Origin of the sequence: Pseudomonas aestuarii (genome assembly GCF_027988105.1) — a bacterium.
GTDB classification, from domain to species: domain Bacteria; phylum Pseudomonadota; class Gammaproteobacteria; order Pseudomonadales; family Pseudomonadaceae; genus Aquipseudomonas; species Aquipseudomonas aestuarii.
The window spans coordinates 71,769-95,158 of record NZ_JAQJZJ010000011.1 but is presented as its reverse complement, the minus strand read 5'-3'; the positions used below and the strand labels follow the sequence as shown (position 1 = coordinate 95,158).

Genomic DNA, 23,390 nt, shown 5'->3' with positions numbered 1-23,390 from the left:
TCAGCCTGACCCCATTGCCTGGAATCCAACCATGTTCGACAACAAGAATAAGTACCCGAGCGGCGAGTCCGCTGGCCAGCCCTTGCGTAACCCGGTCAGCGTCGAGACCCACCAGGACGCGCGCGGCTATCGCCTGCAGCGGGTGCGCCAGCAACTGCTGGCCGCCGATTGCGCGGCCATCCTGCTCTACGATCCGGTGAACATCCGCTACGCCACCGACACCTCGAACATGCAGGTGTGGACCCTGCACAACTTCGCCCGTTACGCCCTGGTGTTCGCCAGCGGGCCGGTGGTGCTGTTCGAGTTCCACAACTGCGAGCACCTGCATGAGGGCAACGAACTGCTCGACGAAATCCGCCCGGCGATCAACTGGAGCTATTTCGGCGCCGGTTCGCGGATCTCCGAGAAGGCCGTGGTCTGGGCCGATGACATCCTCGCGGTGCTGCACCAGCATGCCGGCGGCAAGGCTCGGTTGGCGGTGGACAAGGCCGACTTCGAGGGGCTGGAGCTGCTGCAGCAGCGCGGCCTGTGCCTGGTCGAGGGTCACAGCCTGATGGAGGAGGCGCGCAAAATTAAATCCGCCGCGGAACTGGAGCTGATGCGCTGGACCATCGCCGTCTGCGAGCGCGGCATCCAGCGCATGCACGACGAGTTGCGCCCGGGCATGAGCGAAAACCAGCTGTGGGCCTGGTTGCACTACGAGAACATCCGCCACGGCGGCGAATGGATCGAGACCCGTCTGCTGGCCTCCGGGCCGCGCACCAACCCCTGGATGCAGGAGTCCAGCGACAGGATCATGCAAGAGGGCGAGATCCTCTGCTTCGACACCGACCTGATCGGCCCCTATGGCTACTGCGCCGATATTTCCCGGGCCTGGACGGTTGGCCATGTGCCACCCACGGCCGAGCAGCGCAAGCTCTATCGCCTGGCCCATGAGCAGATCCAGCACAACATGGACCTGCTGCGTCCGGGCCTGAGCCACCGCGAGTTCGTCGAGCGTTCCTGGGATATTCCCGCCGCCTACCTGCACAACCGTTATTGCTGCGTGGTACACGGCGTCGGCCTGGCCGACGAGTACCCGGCCCTGGCGCACAAGGGCGCCGACTGGGCCAGCAGCGGTTACGACGGGGTGTTCGAGGAAAACATGGTGCTCTGCGTCGAGAGCTATATCGGCGAGCAGGGCGGCGCCGAGGGTATCAAGCTGGAACAGCAGGTGCTGATTACCCGCGACGGCTGCCAGGCGCTGTCGCACTACCCCTGGCAGGACGACTGGTTATGAACGGGGTGCACCAGGTACTCGATCGAAGAGGGCCTGTGGGCCGTTAAACAACAGCTGCAACGAGGCGTTAATGGCGGCAGGTCTGCGCTGCGCCAGCGCCTGCTGTTAATGCTGTTGTGAGTGGCGCGCATGGATGATCAAAAGTCATTAATGGCGCAGATTAAATGATTTGTGGCAAGTGCTTGGCTACCCGACCATCACGCATCTGTTCAATTCGATGAGGCTGTTTTTAGTGGTGGTTAACGCCATTAAAGCGCTGTTCGGTATTGGCATGACTACAAAAATAATACAGTGAGGATCCTTGCGTGAAAGACATTGCCGCCGATGCTTCAGTGCCCCGGAATTTCAATATCCAATTACTGGGTTTGAACTTTCACAGGGTTATTTTCCCCGCTTCATTCTCTATTGTTCTGGCCTTGGTTCTACTGGCCCTGAATGACCCCGCGGCCTTCGGCCAGGCCCTGGAAGGGGTCAAGGGCTGGATCCTGAAGAACTGTGACTGGTTCATCATGATCATGGGCAATCTGGCCGTTCTATTCTGCGCCGGCCTGGCGCTGTCGCCATTCGGCAAGATCCGCCTGGGCGGTCAGCACGCCCAGCCTGAGTTCAGCACCCTGTCCTGGTTTTCCATGCTGTTCGCCGCCGGAATGGGTGTCGGCCTGCTGTATTGGGGCGTGGCGGAGCCCGTGGCGCAATACACCGAGTGGTGGAAGACCCCGCTCAACGTCGCCAAACAGACCCCCGAAGCGCTGCACGCGGCCATGGGCTCAACGATCTTCCACTGGGGCTTGCATCCCTGGGCGATCTACCTGACCAGCGCCCTGGTGGTGGGTTTCTTTGCCTATAACAAGGGCCTGCCGTTTTCCCTCAGTTCCGGCCTGCAGCCGCTGATCGGCAAGGCGCACAAGGGCCTGCCCGGGCAACTGGTGGATACCTTTACCGTGGTGCTGACGGTGTTTGGCCTGGCCACCTCCCTGGGCCTCGGCGCCATGCAGGCGACTGCCGGGATCTCGCATGTGCTGGGTATTCCCAACTCCTTCGGCCTGCAGCTGCTGTTCATCCTGGTGGTGACTGGCGTGGCAGGATTCTCGCTGTGGCGCGGCATGGATGCCGGGGTCAAGCTGCTGAGCAACATCAACATGCTGCTGGCGCTGGGCCTGTTCCTGCTGGTGGTCGCGGGCATTGGCGTGCTGAGCTTCTTCTCGGGCGTGCTGGACACGACTGTCGACTTTGCCGAGTTCTTCCTGCCGTTGGCCAACTGGGTCGATCGTCCAGATCAGGACTGGTTCCAGGGCTGGACCGTGTTCTATTGGGCCTGGTGGTGCACCTGGGGTCCGCTGGTCGGGGTGTTCGTCGCCCGCGTCTCCCGGGGCCGCACGCTGCGGCAGATGGTCGGCGTGGTCATGGTGGTGCCGACCATCGTGGCGATCTTCTGGTTCAGCGCCTTCGGTGGCGGCGCGATTGCCCAGGTGATTGACGGCAGTGGCGCACTGGCGGCCGGTCTGACGGACGTCAACATGGCGATCTTCCAGTTCCTCGAAATGCTGCCGTTGGCGGCCGTCACCTCGGTGCTGGTGGTGGTGCTGCTGGTCATCTTCATGGTCACCTCCATGGACTCCGGTGCCCTGGTGGTCGACAACCTGGCGGCGGGCGGCGATCCGGGTACCTCCCCGGTGCAGCGCGTGCTCTGGCTGGTGATGATTGCCCTGGTGACCATCACCCTGTTCGTGATTGGCGGCGATACGGCGCTCAAAGGCATTCAGGCCGGAGCCGTGGCCATGGGCCTGCCGTTCATGGTGCTGATGCTGTTCCTGATGATCGGCTTGCTCAAGGCACTGAGCCAGGAACCGCGCGGCTGATCCTTAACCTCACCGACAAGGCCGCGCGATCGCCTGCCTCTATCGTCTGCTGAGCTACTTGCGCCAGATCTGGCGCGAATGGATCGGCCGATGACGTGAATGGAATGCTTTTGGGTTGCCCCGTGACCCTATAGTCAGCCGCGAAATAATGATCCGTCCGCCATGTCGTAGCGTGGCGTGCGGATGCACTTGGCAAACTTATAAACATAGATGTTGCCCCGGTCGGGGTGGTTTCCGTGTGCAAGCCCGAGTGCTGTTTAGTGACGGCGGAAACAAACGCTGTTGCGAGTCTATTAATGATTAAAACTCATTGATTGCCCATATAAAAACATGTGTCGGAAGTTGGCTTTATCGAATTATCGAGGCTGATAAAACAGCCTGGAGGTAACCGCAAAGATTCATCAGTTGGCCCTGAGCCCGGCGTGCGCAGAGGCATACAGACAATAACAATGGAGCACATGCTATGAGTAATTCCAGCGGGGTTTTTCGCGGCGTCGATGCCGGAATAACCTTGATTTCGATCCTGATAATTGCGGCCTTCGTCGGCTTTTGCGCGGTGATGGGTGAGCAAGCCGGGGCACTATTCGGCGAACTGTCCACGACTATCCTGCAGAATTTCAAGTGGTTCTATTTGGCGATGGCCTCGGCCGTGCTGGTGTACCTGTTGTATCTGATGACTAGCCGTTACGGCAATGTCACCCTCGGCAAGGACGGCGAAAAACCCGAGTTCAGCACGATTTCCTGGTTGTCCATGTTGTTCAGTGCCGGCATGGGCATTGGCCTGTTGTTCTGGTCGGTGGCCGAACCCATGTGGCACTATGCCGGCAACCCCTTCAGCGTCACCAGCCTGAGTGCCGAGTCGGCCGAGTCGGCGATGCGCGTGACCTTCTTCCACTGGGGCATGCATGCCTGGGCCCTGTACCTGCTGCCGGCGCTGTGCCTGGCCTACTTCTCCTTCCGCAAGGGCAAGCCGCTGTCGATCCGCTCGACCCTGACCCCGCTGTTCGGCGAGGCGCGGATGAACGGCTGGCTGGGTAGCCTGTTCGACATCCTGATCGTGGTAGTCACCGCCTTCGGTATCGCCACCTCCTTCGGCCTCGGCGTCGAACAGCTGGCGACCGGGATCAAGACCCTGAGCGGCTTCGAGCTGGGCATCGGCCTGAAGATGGGCCTGATCCTGGCCATTTCCCTGGTGGCGATCATGTCGGTCGTATCCGGCGTCGACCGCGGCATCAAACTGCTGTCGCTGTGGAACATGCTGTTGTCGCTGGTCATCCTGGTTGCGGTGATGGCGTTCGGGCCGACCCGCTACATCCTCAACACCATTCTCGAAGGCACCTCCGGTTACGCCCAGAGCGTGATCGGCATGAGCCTATGGAGCGACACCCAGAACGACGCCGGCTGGCAGAACTGGTGGACCGCCTTCTACTGGGCCTGGTGGCTGACCTGGGCACCCTTCGTCGGCACCTTCATCGCGCGGATTTCCCGTGGCCGCACCATTCGCCAGCTGGTGATGGGGTCGCTGATCATTCCGGTGCTGTTCAGCTTCGTCTGGATCGGTACCTTCGGTGGCGCCGCGCTCAACTACGAGAAAGCCGATCGCCTCGCCCATCAGGAGCAGGTGCAGAGCCAGGGCCTGACGGGTGATGAAGCCAAGTTCGAGGGCGGTGCCATTCTGCTCGCGACCAAGGCCGATGCCACCGCCTCGCTGTTCACCCTGTTCGACAAGATCGAGCAGTCCTCGGGCCTGAACATCGGTGGCCTGCTGGGCGCCCTGGCTTCGCTGCTGATCGTGACCTACTTCGTCACCTCGGCCGACTCCGGAACCCTGGTGGTGAGCACCCTGGCCGCCCGCGGCAACATCCATCCGCCGGCCTGGAGTCGCGTGGCCTGGGGGTTGATGGTGGGTGCCATCGCCGCGGCCCTGCTGTGGTCGGGCGGACTCAAGAGCGTGCAGACCGCGAGTATCTGTGCCGCCTTGCCGATCGCGGTGATCCTGGTGCTGATGGCCATGGCCCTGCATCGGGCCCTGCTGAGCGAACCTGCAGCCAGCCTGCACTTCTCCAGCGTTGACGACCCGCGCGCCTCGGCCAGCTGAGCCTTGCGAGTGGGATGAAACCAGGGCCTGCCTCTTTCTCGGAGGCGGGCCTTTTTTATCACGGCTGCCCAGGCAGTGACTGGGCTGGAGCATTGTGGATGAGCAACGATAGTTACAACCTGGAGCAGTTTATCGGCGATCTGCGGCGCCTCGTCGCGAGCGCCGCCGATGAGGCCAGCCTGCTGGCGCAAGTCGCACCGCTGGCCCAGCGGGTCGTCGCCGAACGCGGCTGGCTGCGGGCGGACATGTACCAGGCCGATTCGCAGCTGGGGTTCGGCACCAGTCTGCTGCACGTCGAGGCCGACCAGTCGCTGTTCGTGGTGGTCGACAGCTGGCTGCCCGGACGCGGCGTGCCGCCCCATGACCACGACACCTGGGCGGTGGTGGTGGGGGTCGAGGGCAGTGAACGCAATATTTTCTGGCAACGCCTGGACGATGGCACGCGCCCCGGTTATGCCGAGCTGCAACGCCTGGACGAGCAGTGCATTGCCGCCGGGCAGGTGCTGACGCTACCCAGCGGCAGCATCCATAGCGTGATCAATGAAACGTCGCACACCAGCCTGTCGTTTCATGTCTACGGCCGTCACCTCAACCATACCGCCCGCCGCCAGTTCGACCCGGCCCACAACCGCGAGCTGCCGTTCATCATCGACGCTCGTTGAGGTTGGTAGGGGGCGCTGCGCCAGGGGCGGTGCTTTTGGGCTGGAGCTGGCTGCCGAGTCAGGTCAGAATATCCCCCTACGCGTGCCACAAGTCTGTCAGCCGGTGCGCCTCGCCACGCTGTCGACACAGGTTCCGCATGACTCAAACGCCGAAAGACCCGCTGCATGGTGTCACCCTGCAAACCATCCTCAACGACCTGGTGGCGAAGCTGGGCTGGGATGGCTTGGCGGCGCGTATCGATATCCGCTGCTTCAAGAGCGACCCGAGCATCAAGTCCAGCCTGACCTTCCTGCGCAAAACCCCCTGGGCGCGGGAGAAGGTCGAGGCGCTGTATATCCGCCTGCAGAAGAAGGGCTGAACAGTTCCCCTCCCGTAGGCGCGGCGGGACGCCCAGTTCCATGGCCGCGAAGGCCGCAAGCCCATCGCAATGTTCGCGGTTAAAGCCCCTCCCACAAGACCACCGCCGTACCCGCAGGAGCGGCCCCGCCCACAACTCCAGGCTCTTGCCGCCCTTGCAGATGAAGCATCGAGTCTACGCCTGATGCCTACTTCCAACTGGCCTGCAGTGCTGTCAGCGGGGGGAGGCATTGGCTGTAGCTACCCGGCTCCAGATAGGGCGCGAGGATCGGTGCCATGCCTTTGAGCACCTGCACCGGCAGTGCCGAGGTGAAGGTGAATTTCTCCGCGGCGCGCCCGGGCACAAAGGCGGTGAGGGTGCCGTAATGGCGCGCGCCGATGAAGAAGACGAAGGTGGCGGTGCGGTTCATCGCCCGTGAACTGAGTACGCGTCCGCCGCGGCCGACGGTTTCGACCCGGTTGTCGCCGGTGCCGGTCTTGCCGCCGAGGGTCAGCAGACGGCCGTCTGCCAGGCTGAAGCTGCCCTGCAGACGCCGTGCGGTACCGCCTTCGACCACTTGCGAGAGGGCGCCGCGCAGGGCCGCGGCCACTGCGCTGGGCATCACCCGTTTGGCGTTCAGGGCGTTGCGCTCGACCTGGGTGTCGTAGGGCGTGTCGGCGGCGAAATGCAGGCTGTCGATGCGCACCGTGGGTTGGCGGATGCCATCGTTCTGGATGATGCCCATCAGCTCCGCCAGTGCCGCCGGACGGTCGCCGGAACTGCCGATGGCGGTGGCCAACGACGGCACCAGGTATTCGAAGGGGTAGCCGTGCTTCTGCCAGCGGCTGTGGATGTCGAGGAAGGCTTCGACCTCCAGCATGATGCGGATACGGCTGTCGCGGGCGCTCTTGTGGCGGCTGCGGAACAGCCAGCCGTAGACTTCCTGACGCTGGTCGCGGCTGGCGACCACGGCGTCGCTGAAGCTGGCCTCGGGTTTTTCCAGTAGGTAGCCGAGCAGCCACAACTCCAACGGGTGGACGCGGGCGATATAGCCCTGATCGGGCAGGCTGTAGGCGCCGGGGCCGTAGTTCAGGTACAGCTCGCGGATGCGCTTGTCGCTGAGTTTCTCGTTGGGCACATGGGCACGCAGGAAGGCGGCGAAGGTGGTTTCGTCGACTTCCGGCATCAGGTAACGGTGCACGGCGGCCAGGCGTACCGAGGTGTGGCGCAGGCCGCTGAGGAAGGTCTCGAGGCGTTGCTGCGCCGGCTGGCCCTGGTATTTGCGCCAGAAGCGCAGGAGGAAGGTCTTGCCTTCACGGTCGGCGAAGCGGCTGAGGTAGGCCTGACGGCGCGGATTCTTGTCGTTCTTCAGCAACTCGGCGCTGTTGCCCGGTGCCTGGTAGGTGCTGTAGCGCACCAGATCGCGCATCAGGCGGATGAATGGCAGGTTGATCGACTCGCGTAGCGCGTCGCGCAGGGTCGGGTTGCGTCCGTTGTCTTCGCGGCGGAAGTTGTTGAAGGTGTGCAGGCCACCACCGGTGAAGAAGCGCTCAAAGGGGCTGGCGGAATACTTGCGCTCCAGGGCGGCGTCGAGCATGGCCGGCAACTCGGCAGCGGGATTTTGCCGCAGGTAGTCGAGGGCCCAGCGGGTCAGGTGGTCCTGGTCGGCGACTGCCACCGCACGCAGTTCGCTGGGGCTTTGGCCAGCATGGCGCTGGTGCAATTCGGCGATGATTTCCAGGTAGGTGGCCATCACCCGCAGTTTGGCGGTGGAACCGAGCTCCAGCTTGCTGCCTTCGTTGATGTCGAAGGGTTGGTCGGTGTTGTCGGTCTGCACGCGCACCCGGCTGCCATTGGCGGTGCGTTCGAACAGGGTGAAGCTGTAGCGCACTTCGCCGGTTTTTTCGGCAGACAGCAGGCGCTCACCGAACAGGCCGATCTGCTCGGCAAAGGCGGGCTCGGCGAGTCGTTCCAGGTAGACGCTGACCGCTTGTTGCAGTTCGTTGTTGAGGGTGGTGCTGGCGGCGAGGTCCAGGCGGTCGAGGTCATACAGCGGCATGTTGAGCAGGTTGGAGAGGCGCGTGCGGGCCACGCTGATGCCCTTGTTGCCGTCGACCATTTGCAGGTTTGGCTCCAGCACCCAGTTGCGGTAGCGCAACTGTTGGGCCAGGGCCGCATCGCGTAATGCCGGTTCGATCAGGCCGCCAACCGCGAGCACGCGGATATGGCTGTCGATCAGCTGATCCAGCTCACTGCGGCCCTGGGCCAGGTAATACGAGGGTCGCCGCTGGGCAATGATCATCGCCAGCACCTGGCGCAGGGCCAGGCCGCGTTCGGCATTGCTCGCCTCGGGCGAGCGCTCGGGGTCGAGCAGGCGATTGACCTGGGCGAAGTCGGCACCGAACCAGATGCGCAAGCCATCGGCCAGGCCGTGCACCTCACCGTGCCCGGGCGCGGCGGACAGCGGCACGCTGTTGAGGTAGTCACGCACGATGTTTTCCCGTGCTTCCTGGGTCTGCGGGCCGTTCTGGTAGGCACGCACGCTGGCCGAGACCATCTGCCGCAGCTTTTCCCTGGCCGAGTGGGTCAGGCCGTCCGGCGAGTGACGGTATTTTTCCAGTTGGGTGGCCAGGGTGCTGCCGCCTGCGGATTGATCCTGCACATCCAGCACCTTGCCGACCTGAGAGATGGCCGCCATGGCGAAGCGCGGCCAATCCACCGCCGGGTTGGCCTGGGGCTGTTCCCGGTCGAGCAGGTGACGGTTCTCGATGAACAGCAGGCTGCCCGCCACCAGCGGCGGGATGGCGCTGAAGCTCGGGTAGAACTGCTGCGGGTGGCGGAACTGGTAGAAGGGTGTGCCGCGACAGTCGCTGATGCTCAGGCCGGCCTGGATTTTTTCCGGATAGGGGGTAAAAAAGCCGCGCTGCGTGTAGTCGAGCAATGGTGGGGAGAACTGTGCCTGTTGGGTAATCTGGAAGTCGCGCTGTTGCAGGCGCTCCAGCATCTGCGGCAGGTAGCTGTAACCCAGGCGTTTATCGAAGGGGCCGTCCTGCGGATAGACGATCGCCGGGCTGGGGCCTGGTTGCACGCGGTAGCTCAGGCTATCGCTGTAGCGGCTGAGGTAGTAGGCCTGGAAATACGCGGTACGCATCTCGAAAACGACCAGCAGCGCAGCTGCCACCACCAGCAGTGTCAGCATCAGCCAGATGGCGATGCGCAGCTTGCTGGTGTGCTTGACCGGCTTCAGTTGGAACGCCGGTTTTGTGTTGTTCGAAGGCGCCTTTTCTGGCGCGTCGGATTTGCGTAATACGCCCATAATTGCTTGGTACGACCTCAGGTAGCGCTTCCGAACAGCTTAGTCGCTGCTTGAAGGGTTAGACGCTAGTGGCCTTGACCAGGTCGCAAAGATTTAAGCAGGGCCTGCATGCCCAGGCGAGGTTGGCGGGCAGAGCGACGCCGGACGAGACGGTGCCACAAGGGCACTGGCACGGCTACGACAATCTTTTTTAATCGCCGAGTGACTTATGCCGCGCAATCGCCGTGAGCCGCCTGCCCTCGGTTGGCAGGTCAATGCCGATGCTGTTGTATGCCAGGGCCAAGGCCGCGGGAGGGACGTGCGGCCGCTATGAGCGCTGGCGAGCGGATTCAACGAGGAGGTGAAACGATGGGTACGCTTGAACTGGCCGGTGTGTCGGTGCCGGTGATCGGCCAGGGCACCTGGCGCATGGGCGAGGTGGCCAGCCAGCGGCGCGCGGAAGTGGCGGCGCTGCGCCAGGGCATCGAACTGGGCCTGCGCCTGATCGACACGGCCGAGATGTACGGCGAAGGCGGCGCCGAGCGGGTGGTGGGCGAGGCGCTTGCCGGCTTGCGCGAGCAGGTATTCCTGGTCAGCAAGGTATATCCGCACAACGCCAGCCGCCAAGGTGTGGTGGCGGCCTGCGAGCGCAGCCTGCAAAGGCTGAGAACCGAGCGGATCGACCTCTACCTGTTGCACTGGCGTGGTCAGTATCCACTGGCGGAAACCGTCGAGGCCTTCGAGCGTCTGCGCGAACAGGGCAAGATCGGCCGCTGGGGCGTGTCCAACTTCGACCTGGAGGATTTGCAGGAATTGCATGATCTGGGCGTGGCTGGCTGTGCCACCAATCAGGTGTTGTACAACCCCGAGGCGCGCGGCATCGAGTTCGACCTGCTGCCCTGGCAGCAGGGCCAGGGCATGCCACTGATGGCCTACTGCCCGCTCGGTCAGGCCGGGCGCCTGCTGCGCCATCCGCTGTTGCGCCAGGTGGCCGAGACGCATGGCGCCACCCCGGCGCAGGTCGCGCTGGCCTGGCTGTTGCGCCAGCCGGGGGTGATTGCCACCCCCAAGGCGGTCGATGCCGCGCATCTGCGGTTGAACGCCGCCGCGGCGTCCCTGCAACTGAATGGCGCCGACCTGGCGCTGATCGATGCCGCTTACCCAGGGCCGACCAGCAGGCAGTCGCTGCAAATGGTGTAGGCACCAGTCCGTGGGTGTGCCCTGGGTATCTGTAGTTACTCTAGCTGCTACTCACACGGGCTTTGCCCTGCAACGGCGCGAGCAGGTGTTCCGGCAGGTCGAGCAGGTCGTCGTCGTAGGTTTCCAGCGGCGGCGGGCGGCGTTCGAAGCGCGCGCCCAGCACCAGCAGGCAGGGGGTCAGCAGCAGGGTCAGCACGGTGGCGAAGCTCAGGCCGCCGGCAATCGCACTGGACAGCTGGGTCCACCACTGGGTCGAGGGCGCGCCCACGCCCAGGCTCGGGGTCAGCAGGTCGACGTTGACGCTCAGGACCATTGGCATCAGGCCGAGAATGGTGGTCACCGCGGTCAGCAACACCGGACGCAGGCGCAGGCTGCCGGTTTCCAGCGCCGCCTCGCGTGGCGCCAGACCCTGGCGGCGCAGCTGGTTATAGGTGTCGATGAGGATGATGTTGTTGTTGACCACGATGCCGGCGAGGGCGATCAGGCCCATGCCGACCATGACGATACCGAACGACTGGCCGTTGACCAGCAGGCCCATCAGTACCCCGGCGGTGGACAGGACGATGGCAGACAGCACCAGCAGGGCCTGGTACAGGCTGTTGAACTGGGTCACCAGGATCAGGGCCATGAGGAAGATCGCCACGCCGAAGGCGGTGGCCAGGAAGATCGCGGCCTCGCGCTGGTCGGCATCCTCGCCGGCGAACTTCAGCTGGATGTCCGCCGGCAGTTCGCCCATGGCTTCGCGCAAGGCTTGCAGGCGTTCATCCAGGCGTGCGTCGTCGGCCAGATCGGCCTGCAGGGTAATGGTGCGGCTGCCGTCGACCCGGTGCAGGGTGCCGACCTTGGGCGCGGGTTCGAGTGAGACGAAGTTTGCCAGCGCGACCTGGCCACTCGGCGTGTTCAGGGTCAGGCGGCCCAGCTGGTCGAGGGAGCGCCAGTTGCCGGGCAGGCGCACGCGGATGTCGACCTCGTCGGTGGCGTCTTCCGGCCGGTAGGTCGCCAGTTTCAGGCCATTGCTGACCATCTGCACGGCGTTGCCGACGCTCAGCACGTCGGCACCGAAGCGCGCGGCGGCCTCGCGATCGACCTTGACCCGCCACTCGATGCCGGGCAGGGCGCGGTCGTCCTCGATGTCCTTGAAGCCGCCGACGCTGAGCATGCTGGCGCGCAGTTGCTCGACAAAACGCTCGGCCTTGGCCGGGTCGAGGGCGCTGATCTGCAGCTTGACCGGCTTGCCGCCACTGGGGCCCTGGTCCTGCTCGCGGAACTCCAGGACCACGCCGGGAATGTCGGCGCTGCGCTCGCGCATGTCGGCGAGAATCTGCCGGGCCGGCCGCCGCTCATGCCAATCGACGAACTGGAACTGCAGGGTACCGATCACGTCGACCCCGAGCTGGCCATCCGGCTGGGCCAGGGAACGGGCGTACAGCGCCTTGACCTCGCTCATGCCCAGCAGGCGTTTTTCCACCTGTTGCAGCAGGGCGTCCTTTTCCTGCACCGACAGGTCGCCGCGGGCGCGCAGCCAGATCTGCGCATTTTCCGGCTCGACCTCGGGGAAGAACTCCACCCCATGGTTGAAACGGCCGTAGCCGACATAGATCAGGGCCACCAGCGCCAGTATGCCGAGCAGGGTCAGGCCTGGCCGGTGCAGCAGTTTGTCGAGCAGCTTGCGGTAGGCCTGGGCGCCACGGCTGGGCGTGCTCGGCAGCGGTTGCGGGCGCCCGCCGGTCACCGCGCCCAGCACCGGCAGGAACACCAGGGCCATGGCCAGGGAGGCGAGCAGGCAGACGATCACCGTGGCCGGCAGGTATTTCATGAACTGGCCGACCACCCCGGGCCAGAACAACAGCGGCAGGAACACCACCAGGGTGGTGGCGGTGGAGGCAATCACCGGCCAGGCCATTCGCGTCGCCGCATTGGCCCAGGCCTGGCGCGGGCTCTGGCCCTGGTGCAGGTTACGGTCGGCCAGTTCGGAGACCACGATGGCGCCATCCACCAGCATCCCGGCGACCAGGATCAGACTGAACAGCACGACGATATTGAGGGTGAAACCGAGTGTCCAGATCAGCAGGATGCCGGTCAGGAAGGCGCCGGGAATGGTCAGGCCGACCAGCAGCGCCGAGCGCAGGCCCATGCTGGCGATCACCAGGATCAGCACCAGGACGATGGCGGTCATCACGTTGTTGAGCAGGTCGCCGAGCAGGCTCTCGACTTGTTGCGACTGATCCATGATGTAGCTGACGTGCAGGCCTTCGGGCAGCAGCGGCTGGGCCTGGGCCAGCAGCGCCTTGACCTGCTCGATGGTGGCGATGATGTTGGCACCGCTGCGCTTGGCCACTTCCAGGACGATGGCCGGCTGACCGTTGATCCGGGCGAAACCGCTCGGATCCTTGAAAGTGCGCTGGATGGTCGCGACATCGCCAAAGGTCACCACACTGTCGCCGACCACCTTGATCGGCATGGACAACACGTCCTGCAGGTTCTCGATGACCCCGGGCACTTTCAGGCTCATGCGCCCGGCACCGGTGTCCAGGCTACCGGCGGCGACCAGGCGGTTGTTGCGGCTGACCAGGTTGAACAGCTCGGCGTAGTCGATGCCGTAGCTGTCGAGCACCTGCGGATCGACGACGATTTCCAGCAGGTCTTCGCGGTCGCCGCCGATCTTCACCGAGAGCACCTCGGCGATGCCTTCGATGTTCTCCTGCAACTGGCGGGCGACATACACCAGCTGCGCTTCGGCGATCGGCCCGGACAGGCCGATCGACAGTACCGGAAACAGCGCCACGTTGACTTCGTTGACTATGGGTTCATCGGCTTCTTCCGGCAATTTGCTGCGTGCGCTGTCGACTTTTTCGCGCACATCGACCAGGGCCGCCTTGGCGTCGAAGCCGGCATCGAACTCCAGGGTCACCGAGGCCCGGCCTTCGTTGGCTATCGAGCGCATTTCCTTGACCGCCTCGAGACTGCGCAACTCCTGCTCCAGCGGACGCACCAGCAGGCGTTCGGCGTCTTCCGGGCTGATGCCTTCGAGGTTCACCGAGACGTAGATGATCGGGATGCTGACGTCCGGGTTGGCTTCCTTGGGGATGGCGACATAGGCGGCCAGGCCGCCGATGATCAGGAAGGCCAGCAGCAGCAGGCTGGTGCGGCTGCGGTCCAGCGCCGCGGCGATCAGGGTGTGCATTTCAGCTGCCCTCGCTGGCGAGTTGAGTGAGCACCTGCTGGCCGGGTTCGACAAAACCCTGGCCGAGGGTGATCAGCGCGACCCGCGGCGGCAGGCCACTGACCCAGGCGCCCTGGTTGTCGACGCTGATCAGCGCGACCCGGGAGAACTCGACCCGTTGCTGCTCATTGACCCACTTCACCCCTTGGCGGCCGTCCTCATCGAGACTGAGCAATGCCGGGGAAAGACGATGGGCCATGGCCTCGCCGGTCTGGATGTGCAGGGTGGCGCTGGCGCCGGCCAGGCGCAGCCGCTCGGGGTTGTCGACCCGTACCTCGATGCGAAAACTGCGCGAGTCGGGGTCGGCGGCGGCGGCGATGAAGTGCAGCTCACCGTTCAGTTCGCGGCCATCGAGCAGTTGCACGCGTACCGGCTGACCGAGACGCAGCCGCACCACCTCCTGCTGGGCGATCTGTGCGCTGACCTTGAGCTGGCTGATATCCACCAGGGTCAGCAGGCTCTGACCGGGCTGGACGAAGTCGCCCAGTTCGACCTGGCGCGCGTCATAGACCCCGGCGAAGGGTGCCTCGATCCGGGTGTTGCGCAGGTGCAGGCGGGCGGTGGCCAGTTCGGCCCGGGCCTTGGCCAGCTCGCTGTCCAGACGCAGCAGCTCGTTGGCGGAAAACAGGTTGCGTTCGCGCAGGCGTTTGGCTGAGCTGACGTCGGTCTCGCGCTGGTGCACCTCGGCTTGGCTGCGTGCCACCTGGGCGCTGCGGTCATCCGGCGACAGGCTGAGGAGCAATTCGCCCTGTTCGACCGGCTGGCCCTTGTCCCGGTCCAGGCGCAGCACGCTGGCGCTGATCTGCGCGCGCAACTCGACCCGGCGCCAGGCTTCGACCTGGCCCTGGACCACATGCTGGCGCTGCATCGGCTGGGCCTTCAGCCACTGGATCTCGACTTTCGCCAGACCCTGCTCCACGGCAGGTTGGTCGGCGCTGGCGACTTTCTGCGCCTTGAACAGCGAGCCGCTGAGCAGCCACAGCAGCAGCAAGACGCTGATGGCGACGGCGATCAACCACGGACGTTTGGACACTTGACTGAACATGAGCGGTCACTCGTGGCTGGCGGATGGGGCACAAAGGCTGGCGGCCTGACCACGCAGGCCGGCGATGATGAAATCGGTGACGCGGTCGAAGTAGTCGTCCAGGGCAATCGGCTCGGCCCAGTGCGCGAAGCCGCCGGAGGCGATGCGTGCCATCACCCCGTTGACGCAGGCCTCCACGCCCCACAACAGGTACTGGCAATCGCTGGGGCAGAGGGCCGGCTCGCCAAAGGTGCTCTGCAGCAGCTGGCCGAAGAAGGCAACGTAGTCACGTTCCAGCTGCAGGAACTGTTCGCGGTAGGGCGCCTCCAGGCGCTCCTGGAAGGCCGGGCGGTCGCAGTGCTGGCACAGTTGGGTCAGGATCGGGTCGGCGAGCATCTGCTCGAAGGCGCGGCGGATCACCTGGCGCATGGCCAGGTGCGGCGGCTGCGCGGCATGCAGGGCACGCAGTTCGTCGAGATTCGCCCGGCTCATGTCCAGCGTCAGGCGGGCGAACAGCGCCTCCTTGCTGGGAAAGTGCTTGTACACCGTGCCCTTGCCGATGCCGGCCTGGGTGGCCACCTCGGCGATGGTCACCCGATCCCAGGGCTGCTGGCGGAACAGCAGGCGTGCGGCGTCGAGGAGGGCGCTTTCGCGCTGCAGGAAGAGTCGATCTTGAAGGCGCATGGGCAGCAACTTATCTGGCTGTGACTGACGGTCATGCTATGACTGCCGGTCACGACGAGCAAGCGAGCAGTTGTAACAGCGCTTGGCGACGCCTGGGTTTATCTGCGAGGTCTGCAGGTGCCGTTCGCTCGCCGGCTGCGCCGGAGCGCTGTCGCACAGCCAACTGGGATGCTCAAGGATCAACACCCTAGAATGGGTGGGGCCGCCTAGGTGGGGGCCTAGGTCGACCCGAGCAGGTTAGGCTCCGGCAAATTGACCTGCTGCCAGCAGGACAAAGGCGCCTAAACCGATCATCGACCTTCGAGCGGGTACAGGCATAAACCGCCCGATGGTTATCGCTGTGCTCATCCTGCGCGGCCCGACGGATCGCCGCCCGCACATCCTACGGTCACTGGCTCCTACGTGTTGTGCCTGGCAGGCACCCTTACTTGGGTTGCGCCACCACGCGCAGGTAGGGCTTGAGGGTCTTGAAGCCCTGCGGGTACTTCTGTCTGGCCTCTTCGTCGGACACCGAGGTGGGGATGATCACGTCGTCGCCGGGTTTCCAGTTCACCGGCGTGGCCACCGTGTGCCTGGCGTTGAGTTGCAGCGCATCGAGCAGGCGCAGCACCTCGTCGAAATTACGGCCAGCGCTCATCGGGTAGACCAGCATGGCTTTGACCTTCTTGTCCGGGCCGACGATGAATACCGAGCGCACCGTGGCATTGTCCACCGCAGTGCGCGGGCCGCCGCTGGCGTTGGGGTGGATCATGTCGTATAGCTTGGCCACCTTGAGGTCGGGGTCGCCGATCATCGGGTAGTTGACCGCATGGCCCTGGGTTTCCTCGATGTCGCCGACCCAGGCCCGGTGGTCGCTGACCGGGTCGATGCTGAGGCCGACGATCTTGGTGTTGCGTTTGTCGAACTCGGGTTTGAGCCTGGCCATGTAGCCCAGTTCAGTGGTGCACACCGGGGTGAAGTCCTTGGGATGGGAAAACAGGATGGCCCAGCCGTCGCCTATCCATTCATGGAAGTGCAGGGGGCCTTCGGTGGTGTCGGCGCTGAAGTCGGGGGCTTCGTCGCCAATGCGGATGGTCATGGTCTGTTCCTCTTGCGGTTGCGCGGCCGACTTGCCAGCACTGCAGCGCGCGAGACCGGGTTGCTGGAGAAAAAAGTATAGGCCCGCCGTAACCATCGACCCGTTTATGTGGACGTAAGGTTGCGCGGCGCATCCTGTTGGCTTGCACGCCCCCTTATGCCGGTCAATGCAGGTCAGCAGCGTCTGGCCATTTGATCCTTATCAATTGTCCGCGGCCCGGCGCGGGGCTAGACTGCGCGGCATGAATGCCTTGCGTCGTCTCTATCTGGTGTTGTTCCTGGCCTTGGTTCTGCCCTTGCAGAGCCTTGCGGGTTCGCTGCTGGTCGGTGCGCCCTGCCCGATGAGCCAGAAGGCTGCACAGCTGACTGACTGCTGTGACGAGGCGACGATGCAGGCAGCCGGCCAATTGTGCCCGGATATGGCCAAATGCCCGACTGCCGGCCTGCCGTTGGCTGACAGTTCGCGGCTGACGCTGAAACTGCTGCCGGTCTCCTCCCATACCCTGCTGCGTGGTCAGGTAGTACTTCCGTCGCGGCCGCTAGCCGCCCCCTGGCGCCCCCCTCGCGCCTGATTCCTGCTCCGTTGTGAACCCCCGCGTGCGGCCCCGGCTGCCCGCTGGCCATTGCGCGCCCCGGCATGGGGTGCGGGATATCGACAGGAATCACGTGCATGTCCAACTGTTTTCCCCACCCTGGGCGCCTGGCGGCCGGGGTACTGGCGGCTGCCTTGCTCGGCCAGCCGGCTGCTGCCCTGACCCTCGACGAAGCCCTGCGCCAGGCTGAACGTGAAGCACCCTCGCTGACGGCGCAAGCCGCGCAAGTCGAGGCGGCGCGCAGTTCGGCGATACCCGCCGGCGCGTTGCCCGACCCCAAACTGTTGCTGGGGCTGCAGAACGTGCCGATCGAGGGTGACAACCGTGGTCGCCTCGACCGTGAGCCCATGACCATGCAGATGGTCGGGGTCATGCAGGAGGTGCCCAATCGCGCCAAGCGTCAGGCCCGGGTGGCGGCGGCGGAGGCCGGCATCGAGCGCGCGACGCTGGAGCAACGGGTTGAACTGCTCAAGGTTCGCCGGCAAACCGCGCTGGCCTGGATTTCGGCCCGCGCCGTCGAGGAGAAGCTGGCGCTGTTCCAGACCCTTTATGGCGAAAACGCTCTGCTGGTCAAAGCGGTGCGCGCGCGCCTGGCCGGTGGCCGCGGCCAGCCTGCCGACAGCGTTGGCCCCAAACAGGAGGCGGCGCTGCTGGCCGAGCAGGAGGACCAGCTGCAGCAAAGTCGGGCGCAACAACGCGCGGCCCTGCGCCGCTGGGTCGGCCCGCGCGCCGATGAACCCCTGGCCGGTCGCCTGCCGAACTGGCCGGTGGATGCCGAGCATTATCGGCACGCTCTGCAACGCCATCCCGAACTGGCGCTATTCGAGCCGATGGCCGATGAAGCGCAAGCCGAGGTGCGCCAGGCCGAGGCGGACAAGCAAGCCGACTGGAGCTGGCAACTGGCCTATCAGAAGCGTGATGACGCGTTCGGCGACATGCTGAGTGTGCAGCTCAGCTTTGATCTGCCGCTGTTCCCGGGCTCGCGGCAGAACCCCAGAATCGCCGCCAAACAGGCCCGGTTGAGTCAGCTGGAAGCCGAGCGTGAAGCGGCCGAGCGCGAGCATGCGCAGCAGCTGAGCGATGACCTGGCCGAGTACCAGCGCCTCGACCGCGCCCTGCGGCGCAGCCGGGACAGCCTGGTGCCGCTGGCCGAGGAAAAGGTCGCGCTGACCCTGGCCGGTTATCGAGCTGGCGCCAATGAGCTGGCCAGCGTGATCGCCGCCCGCCGCGAACTGATCGAGACCCGTCTGCAACACATCGACTTCGCCCAACAGCGTGCGCTGACCAGCGCCCGCCTGCATTTCGCTTATGAAGAGGTGAGCCAATGAGTGCTCGACTGGTAAAAACTACGCTGTTGGCCACCCTGGTACTGGGCATAGGCGCGGCGGGCGGCTACTGGTTCGCCCAGCAATCGGTGAACCTGGGAGCTGAGATGGCCATGGCCGCGGAGCAACCCGGCGGCGCAGATGAGCGCAAGGTGCTCTACTGGTACGACCCCATGGTGCCGCAGCAACAGTTCGACCAGCCGGGCAAGTCGCCCTTCATGGACATGCAACTGGTGCCGCGCTATGCCGACGAGGGCGGCGACAGCGCCGCCATCAGCATCGATGCGAGCATCACCCAGAACCTCGGCATGCGCCTGGCCCCGGTGACCCGCGGGGCATTGGCCAACAGCCTGGAAGTGGTCGGCAACCTGACCTTCAACAACCGCGATATCGCCGTGGTCCAGGCGCGCAGCGGCGGTTTCGTCGAGCGGGTTTACGCCCGCGCCCCCGACGACCTGCTCGAGGCCGGCGCGCCGCTGGCCGATCTGCTGGTGCCGGCATGGGTCGCTGCCCAGGAGGAGTACCTGGCCCTGCGCGATGCCGGCGATCCAGCGCTGCTGGCCGCGGCGCGCCAGCGCTTGCGCCTTGCCGGCATGCCGGCTGAACTGATCGCCCGCTTCGAGCGCAACGGCAAGGTGCAGGCGTTGTGGACGGTGACCAGCCCGATCGCCGGGGTGCTGCAACAACTCGAGGTGCGCGAAGGCATGACCCTGGCGGCGGGTGCGCCGCTGGCGACCATCAATGGCTTGCGCAGCGTCTGGCTCGATGTCGCGGTGCCCGAGGCCGAAGCTCAGGGCTTGCGCAGCGGTCAGGCGGTCGAGGCGCGGCTGCCGGCGTTTCCCGGCGAAGTGCTCGGCGGCAGCATCGAGGCGATTTTGCCCCAGGCCAACCTGGACAGCCGCACCCTGCGCGTGCGGGTCGCGCTGGATAATCCCGCTGGCCGCCTGCGTCCGGGTCTGACCGCCCAGGTGCGCCTGGCCCGCCCGGCCGAACGCGATACGTTGTGGGTGCCGAGCGAGGCGGTGATCCGCAGCGGCCGCCGTGCCCTGGTGATGCTGGCCGAGGGCGAGGGGCGTTTCCGCCCGCTGGAAGTCCGTCTGGGTCGCGAGGCCGAGGGCAAGGCGCAGATCCTCCAGGGGCTGGAGGAAGGCCAGCAGGTGGTCGCCTCCGGGCAGTTCCTGCTCGATTCCGAGGCCAGTCTGCGCGGCATCACGGCCGAGGAACTGGGCGCGCCGGCGGCCGAGGTACAGCTGCAGCCGGCGCTGCATGAAGCCGAAGGGCGGATCGATGCCATCGAAACCGATGGCGTGATGCTCACCCATGGCCCGTTCAAGACCCTTGGCATGCCGGGCATGAGCATGCTGTTTCCGGTCGCCGATCTGGCGTTGCTGGAGGGCTTCGCGGCCGGCGACCGGGTGCGAGTCGGGGTACGCGCCGATGATAACGGCATGCAGATCGAACGCATCGAGCACTTACCGACCACGCACAAAGGCCATCAGGAGGCGCAGCCATGATCGCCGCGTTGATCCGCTGGTCGGTGGCCAACCGTTTCCTGGTGCTGCTGGCGACCCTGTTCGCCACCGCCTGGGGCGTCTGGTCGTTGCAGAACACGCCGATCGATGCGCTGCCGGACCTGTCCGATGTGCAGGTGATCATCCGCACGCCCTATCCGGGCCAGGCGCCGCAGATCGTCGAGAACCAGGTGACCTATCCGCTGGCCACCACCATGCTCTCGGTGCCGGGGGCGAAGACCGTGCGCGGTTACTCGTTCTTCGGCGACAGCTTCGTCTATGTGCTGTTCGAGGATGACACCGACCTCTATTGGGCGCGCTCGCGGGTGCTGGAATACCTCAGCCAGATCCAGAGTCGCCTGCCGGTCAGCGCCAAACCGGCGCTGGGGCCGGACGCCACCGGGGTCGGCTGGATCTACCAGTACGCCCTGGTCGACCGCACGGGCACCCATGACCTGGCGCAGCTGCGCGCGCTGCAGGACTGGTTCCTCAAGTTCGAGCTGAAGACCCTGGCCAATGTCGCCGAGGTGGCGACCATCGGCGGCATGGTCAAGCAGTACCAGGTGCAACTCGACCCGATCAAGCTGGCCAGCCTGGGCATCACCCAGGCCGAGGTCACGGCGGCCATCGGCCGGGCCAACCAGGAAACCGGCGGCGCGGTGCTGGAGCTGGCGGAAACCGAGTTCATGGTGCGCGCCTCGGGCTATCTGCAAAGCCTCAACGACTTTCGCGCCATCCCGTTGCGTCTGGATGCCGGCGGCGTGCCGGTGACCCTCGGCGAGGTCGCGCATATCCAGCTGGGGCCGGAGATGCGCCGTGGCATCGCCGAACTCGATGGCGAGGGCGAGGTGGTTGGCGGCGTGGTGATCCTGCGCAGCGGCAAGAACGCGCGCAGCACCATAGACGCGGTCAAGGCCAAGCTGGAGACGCTGAAAAGCAGCCTGCCGGACGGGGTGGAGATCGTCACCACCTACGACCGCAGCCAACTGATCGACCGTGCGGTGCGCAACCTGGGCGAGAAACTGGTGGAGGAGTTCATCGTCGTCGCGCTGGTCTGCGCGGCCTTCCTCTGGCACCTGCGTTCCTCCTTGGTGGCCATCGTGTCCTTGCCGGTCGGGGTGCTGATCGCCTTCGCCGTGATGCAGCAGCAGGGCATCAACGCCAACATCATGTCGCTCGGCGGCATCGCCATTGCCATCGGCGCCATGGTCGATGCCGCGGTGGTGATGATCGAAAACGCGCACAAGAAGATCGAGGCCTGGCGCCAGAAGCATCCCGGTGAGGAACTCAAGGGCGAACAGCATTGGCGGGTGATCACCGATGCGGCGGTGGAGGTCGGTCCGGCGCTGTTCTTCTGCCTGCTGATCATCACCCTGTCGTTCATTCCAGTGTTCACCCTGCAGGCCCAGGAGGGCCGGCTGTTCGGCCCGCTGGCCTTCACCAAGACCTATGCCATGGCCGCTGCCGCAGGGCTGTCGGTGACCCTGGTGCCGGTGCTGATGGGCTACTGGATTCGCGGGCGGATTCCCGATGAGGCGCGCAACCCGCTGAACCGCTGGTTGATCCGGATCTACCAGCCGGCGCTGGACGCGGTATTGGCCTGGCCGAAGACCACCCTGGCCGTTGCCCTGCTGGTGTCGCTCAGCACCCTGTGGCCGCTGGCGCAACTGGGCGGTGAGTTCCTGCCGCCGCTGGACGAGGGCGATCTGCTCTACATGCCTTCGGCGCTGCCCGGCTTGTCGGCGCAGAAGGCCGCGCAGCTGCTGCAGCAGACCGACCGGCTGATCAAGACGGTGCCGGAAGTCGCCCATGTGTTCGGCAAGGCCGGCCGCGCCGAGACCGCCACCGACCCCGCACCGCTGGAGATGTTCGAGACCACCATCGCGTTCAAGCCGCGCGAGCAGTGGCGCGCCGGCATGACCGCGGAAAAATTGGTCGAGGAACTGGACCGGGTGGTGCAGGTGCCGGGGCTGACCAATATCTGGATTCCGCCGATCCGCAACCGCATCGACATGCTCGCCACCGGGATCAAGAGCCCGATCGGGGTCAAGGTCGCCGGCAGTGATCTGGCGCAGATCGACGCCACCACCCAGGCCATCGAAAAGGTCGCGAAAACCGTGCCCGGGGTGAGTTCGGCCCTGGCCGAGCGGCTGACTGGCGGGCGCTATATCGATGTCGATATCGACCGCGCGGCGGCCGCGCGCTACGGCCTGAATATCGCCGATGTGCAATCGATCGTCTCCAGCGCCATCGGCGGTGAGAATGTCGGCGAGACCATCGAAGGCTTGGCGCGCTTCCCCATCAGCGTGCGTTACCCGCGCGAGTGGCGCGACTCGTTGGGCGGGCTGGCGCAGTTGCCGATCTATACCCCTCAGGGTAGCCAGATCACCCTGGGTACGGTGGCACAAATAAAGGTCAGCGACGGCCCGCCGATGCTCAAGAGCGAGAATGCGCGGCCCACGGGCTGGGTCTATGTCGATGTGCGTGGCCGCGATCTGGCCTCGGTGGTGGCCGATCTGCGCACGGCGATCGATGCGCAGGTCACCCTGCAGCCAGGCATCAGCCTGAGCTATTCGGGGCAGTTCGAATTTCTCCAGCGGGCCAACGCGCGGCTCAAGCTGGTGGTGCCGGCCACCCTGCTGATCATCTTCGTGCTGCTCTACCTGTGCTTCGGCCGCTTCAGCGAGGCGGCGCTGATCATGGCCACGCTGCCGTTCGCCCTGACCGGCGGGGTCTGGTTCCTCTACCTGCTCGGCTATCACCTGTCGGTGGCCACCGGCGTCGGTTTTATCGCCCTGGCCGGGGTGGCGGCGGAGTTCGGCGTGATCATGCTGCTGTACCTGAAGAACGCCTGGGCCGAACGCGAGGCTGCCGGCGACAGCAGCGAGCTGGCACTGATCGAGGCGATTCGCGAAGGCGCGGTGCAGCGGGTGCGGCCCAAGGCCATGACCGTGGCGGTGATCATCGCCGGCCTGTTGCCGATCCTCCTCGGCGGCGGTACCGGCAGCGAGGTGATGAGCCGCATCGCCGCGCCCATGGTCGGCGGCATGCTCAGCGCGCCATTGCTGTCGCTGTTGGTGTTGCCGGCGGCCTATAGGCTGATGCGTCGGCGGCGTCTTGGCGTTTCTGCAACCATCCCTTTGGGAGCCATAACCTGAAGCAAATCCAGCCTGCTTAAGCCTTGGCGCAAGCCGCGACGATGATCGCGGCTTGCGCCGCGCT

At 65.2% G+C, this 23,390-nt stretch carries 15 protein-coding genes; 10 read left to right on the top strand and 5 right to left on the bottom strand.

The genetic code is table 11. The features are described 5' to 3' along the window. The first annotated feature begins 31 nt into the window (after positions 1-31). The 5 genes from PH586_RS20250 (at position 32) to PH586_RS20230 (ending at position 6,257) form a co-directional block, all read left to right on the top strand. Positions 32-1,279, top strand: coding sequence for a M24 family metallopeptidase (locus PH586_RS20250; protein WP_271349608.1), 1,248 nt, complete (start codon positions 32-34; stop codon positions 1,277-1,279). A 305-nt stretch (positions 1,280-1,584) separates the two neighbouring features. Beyond that, positions 1,585-3,138 carry a BCCT family transporter gene (locus PH586_RS20245; protein WP_271349607.1) on the top strand — a complete coding sequence of 518 codons (1,554 nt, stop codon included), beginning with the start codon at positions 1,585-1,587 and terminating at the stop codon, positions 3,136-3,138. A gap of 463 nt (positions 3,139-3,601) precedes the next feature. Continuing rightward, a complete protein-coding gene (locus PH586_RS20240) occupies positions 3,602-5,236 on the top strand; it encodes a BCCT family transporter (RefSeq protein ID WP_271349606.1) in 1,635 nt (544 codons plus the stop codon). Positions 5,237-5,334: 98 nt separating this feature from the next. Continuing rightward, complete coding sequence (locus PH586_RS20235) at positions 5,335-5,898, top strand: cysteine dioxygenase family protein (protein WP_271349605.1); 564 nt, start codon at positions 5,335-5,337, stop codon at positions 5,896-5,898. A gap of 137 nt (positions 5,899-6,035) precedes the next feature. Beyond that, complete coding sequence (locus PH586_RS20230) at positions 6,036-6,257, top strand: VF530 family protein (protein WP_271349604.1); 222 nt, start codon at positions 6,036-6,038, stop codon at positions 6,255-6,257. A 187-nt stretch (positions 6,258-6,444) separates the two neighbouring features. Here the strand turns inward: PH586_RS20230 and PH586_RS20225 are convergent, their stop codons facing one another. Beyond that, positions 6,445-9,552, bottom strand: a complete 3,108-nt coding sequence (locus PH586_RS20225; RefSeq protein WP_271349603.1) for a transglycosylase domain-containing protein — start codon at positions 9,550-9,552, stop codon at positions 6,445-6,447. Positions 9,553-9,900: 348 nt separating this feature from the next. Here PH586_RS20225 and PH586_RS20220 point away from each other — a divergent pair, with 348 nt between their 5' ends. Then, positions 9,901-10,731 (top strand): aldo/keto reductase, encoded by an 831-nt coding sequence (locus PH586_RS20220; protein WP_271349602.1) that lies wholly within the window; start codon positions 9,901-9,903, stop codon positions 10,729-10,731. Between the two features lie 40 nt (positions 10,732-10,771). Here the strand turns inward: PH586_RS20220 and PH586_RS20215 are convergent, their stop codons facing one another. The 4 genes from PH586_RS20215 to PH586_RS20200 form a co-directional block, all read right to left on the bottom strand. Further along, a complete protein-coding gene (locus PH586_RS20215; RefSeq protein ID WP_271349601.1) occupies positions 10,772-13,915 on the bottom strand; it encodes an efflux RND transporter permease subunit in 3,144 nt (1,047 codons plus the stop codon). A gap of 1 nt (position 13,916) precedes the next feature. After that, positions 13,917-14,999 (bottom strand): efflux RND transporter periplasmic adaptor subunit, encoded by a 1,083-nt coding sequence (locus tag PH586_RS20210; RefSeq protein WP_271349600.1) that lies wholly within the window; start codon positions 14,997-14,999, stop codon positions 13,917-13,919. Positions 15,000-15,005: 6 nt separating this feature from the next. Then, positions 15,006-15,662: a TetR/AcrR family transcriptional regulator gene (locus PH586_RS20205; protein ID WP_271349599.1), complete on the bottom strand. Its 657-nt coding sequence runs from the start codon at positions 15,660-15,662 to the stop codon at positions 15,006-15,008. Positions 15,663-16,086: 424 nt separating this feature from the next. After that, the gene (locus tag PH586_RS20200; protein WP_271349598.1) at positions 16,087-16,740 is read right to left on the bottom strand and encodes a peroxiredoxin; all 654 of its coding nucleotides are present in this window, start codon (positions 16,738-16,740) and stop codon (positions 16,087-16,089) included. A 241-nt stretch (positions 16,741-16,981) separates the two neighbouring features. Between PH586_RS20200 and PH586_RS20195 the strand changes: the two genes are divergently transcribed. The 4 genes from PH586_RS20195 to PH586_RS20180 all read left to right on the top strand — a co-directional run bounded on the left by PH586_RS20195 (position 16,982) and on the right by PH586_RS20180 (position 23,326). Continuing rightward, positions 16,982-17,311: a hypothetical protein gene (locus PH586_RS20195; RefSeq protein WP_271349597.1), complete on the top strand. Its 330-nt coding sequence runs from the start codon at positions 16,982-16,984 to the stop codon at positions 17,309-17,311. A 98-nt stretch (positions 17,312-17,409) separates the two neighbouring features. Next, on the top strand, positions 17,410-18,660 hold the full coding sequence (locus PH586_RS20190) for a TolC family protein (RefSeq protein ID WP_271349596.1): 1,251 nt from the start codon (positions 17,410-17,412) through the stop codon (positions 18,658-18,660). After that, complete coding sequence (locus tag PH586_RS20185) at positions 18,657-20,171, top strand: efflux RND transporter periplasmic adaptor subunit (RefSeq protein ID WP_271349595.1); 1,515 nt, start codon at positions 18,657-18,659, stop codon at positions 20,169-20,171. Before PH586_RS20190 ends, PH586_RS20185 begins: the two co-directional genes overlap by 4 nt. After that, positions 20,168-23,326: an efflux RND transporter permease subunit gene (locus PH586_RS20180; RefSeq protein ID WP_271349594.1), complete on the top strand. Its 3,159-nt coding sequence runs from the start codon at positions 20,168-20,170 to the stop codon at positions 23,324-23,326. Before PH586_RS20185 ends, PH586_RS20180 begins: the two co-directional genes overlap by 4 nt. Positions 23,327-23,390: the final 64 nt, after the last annotated feature.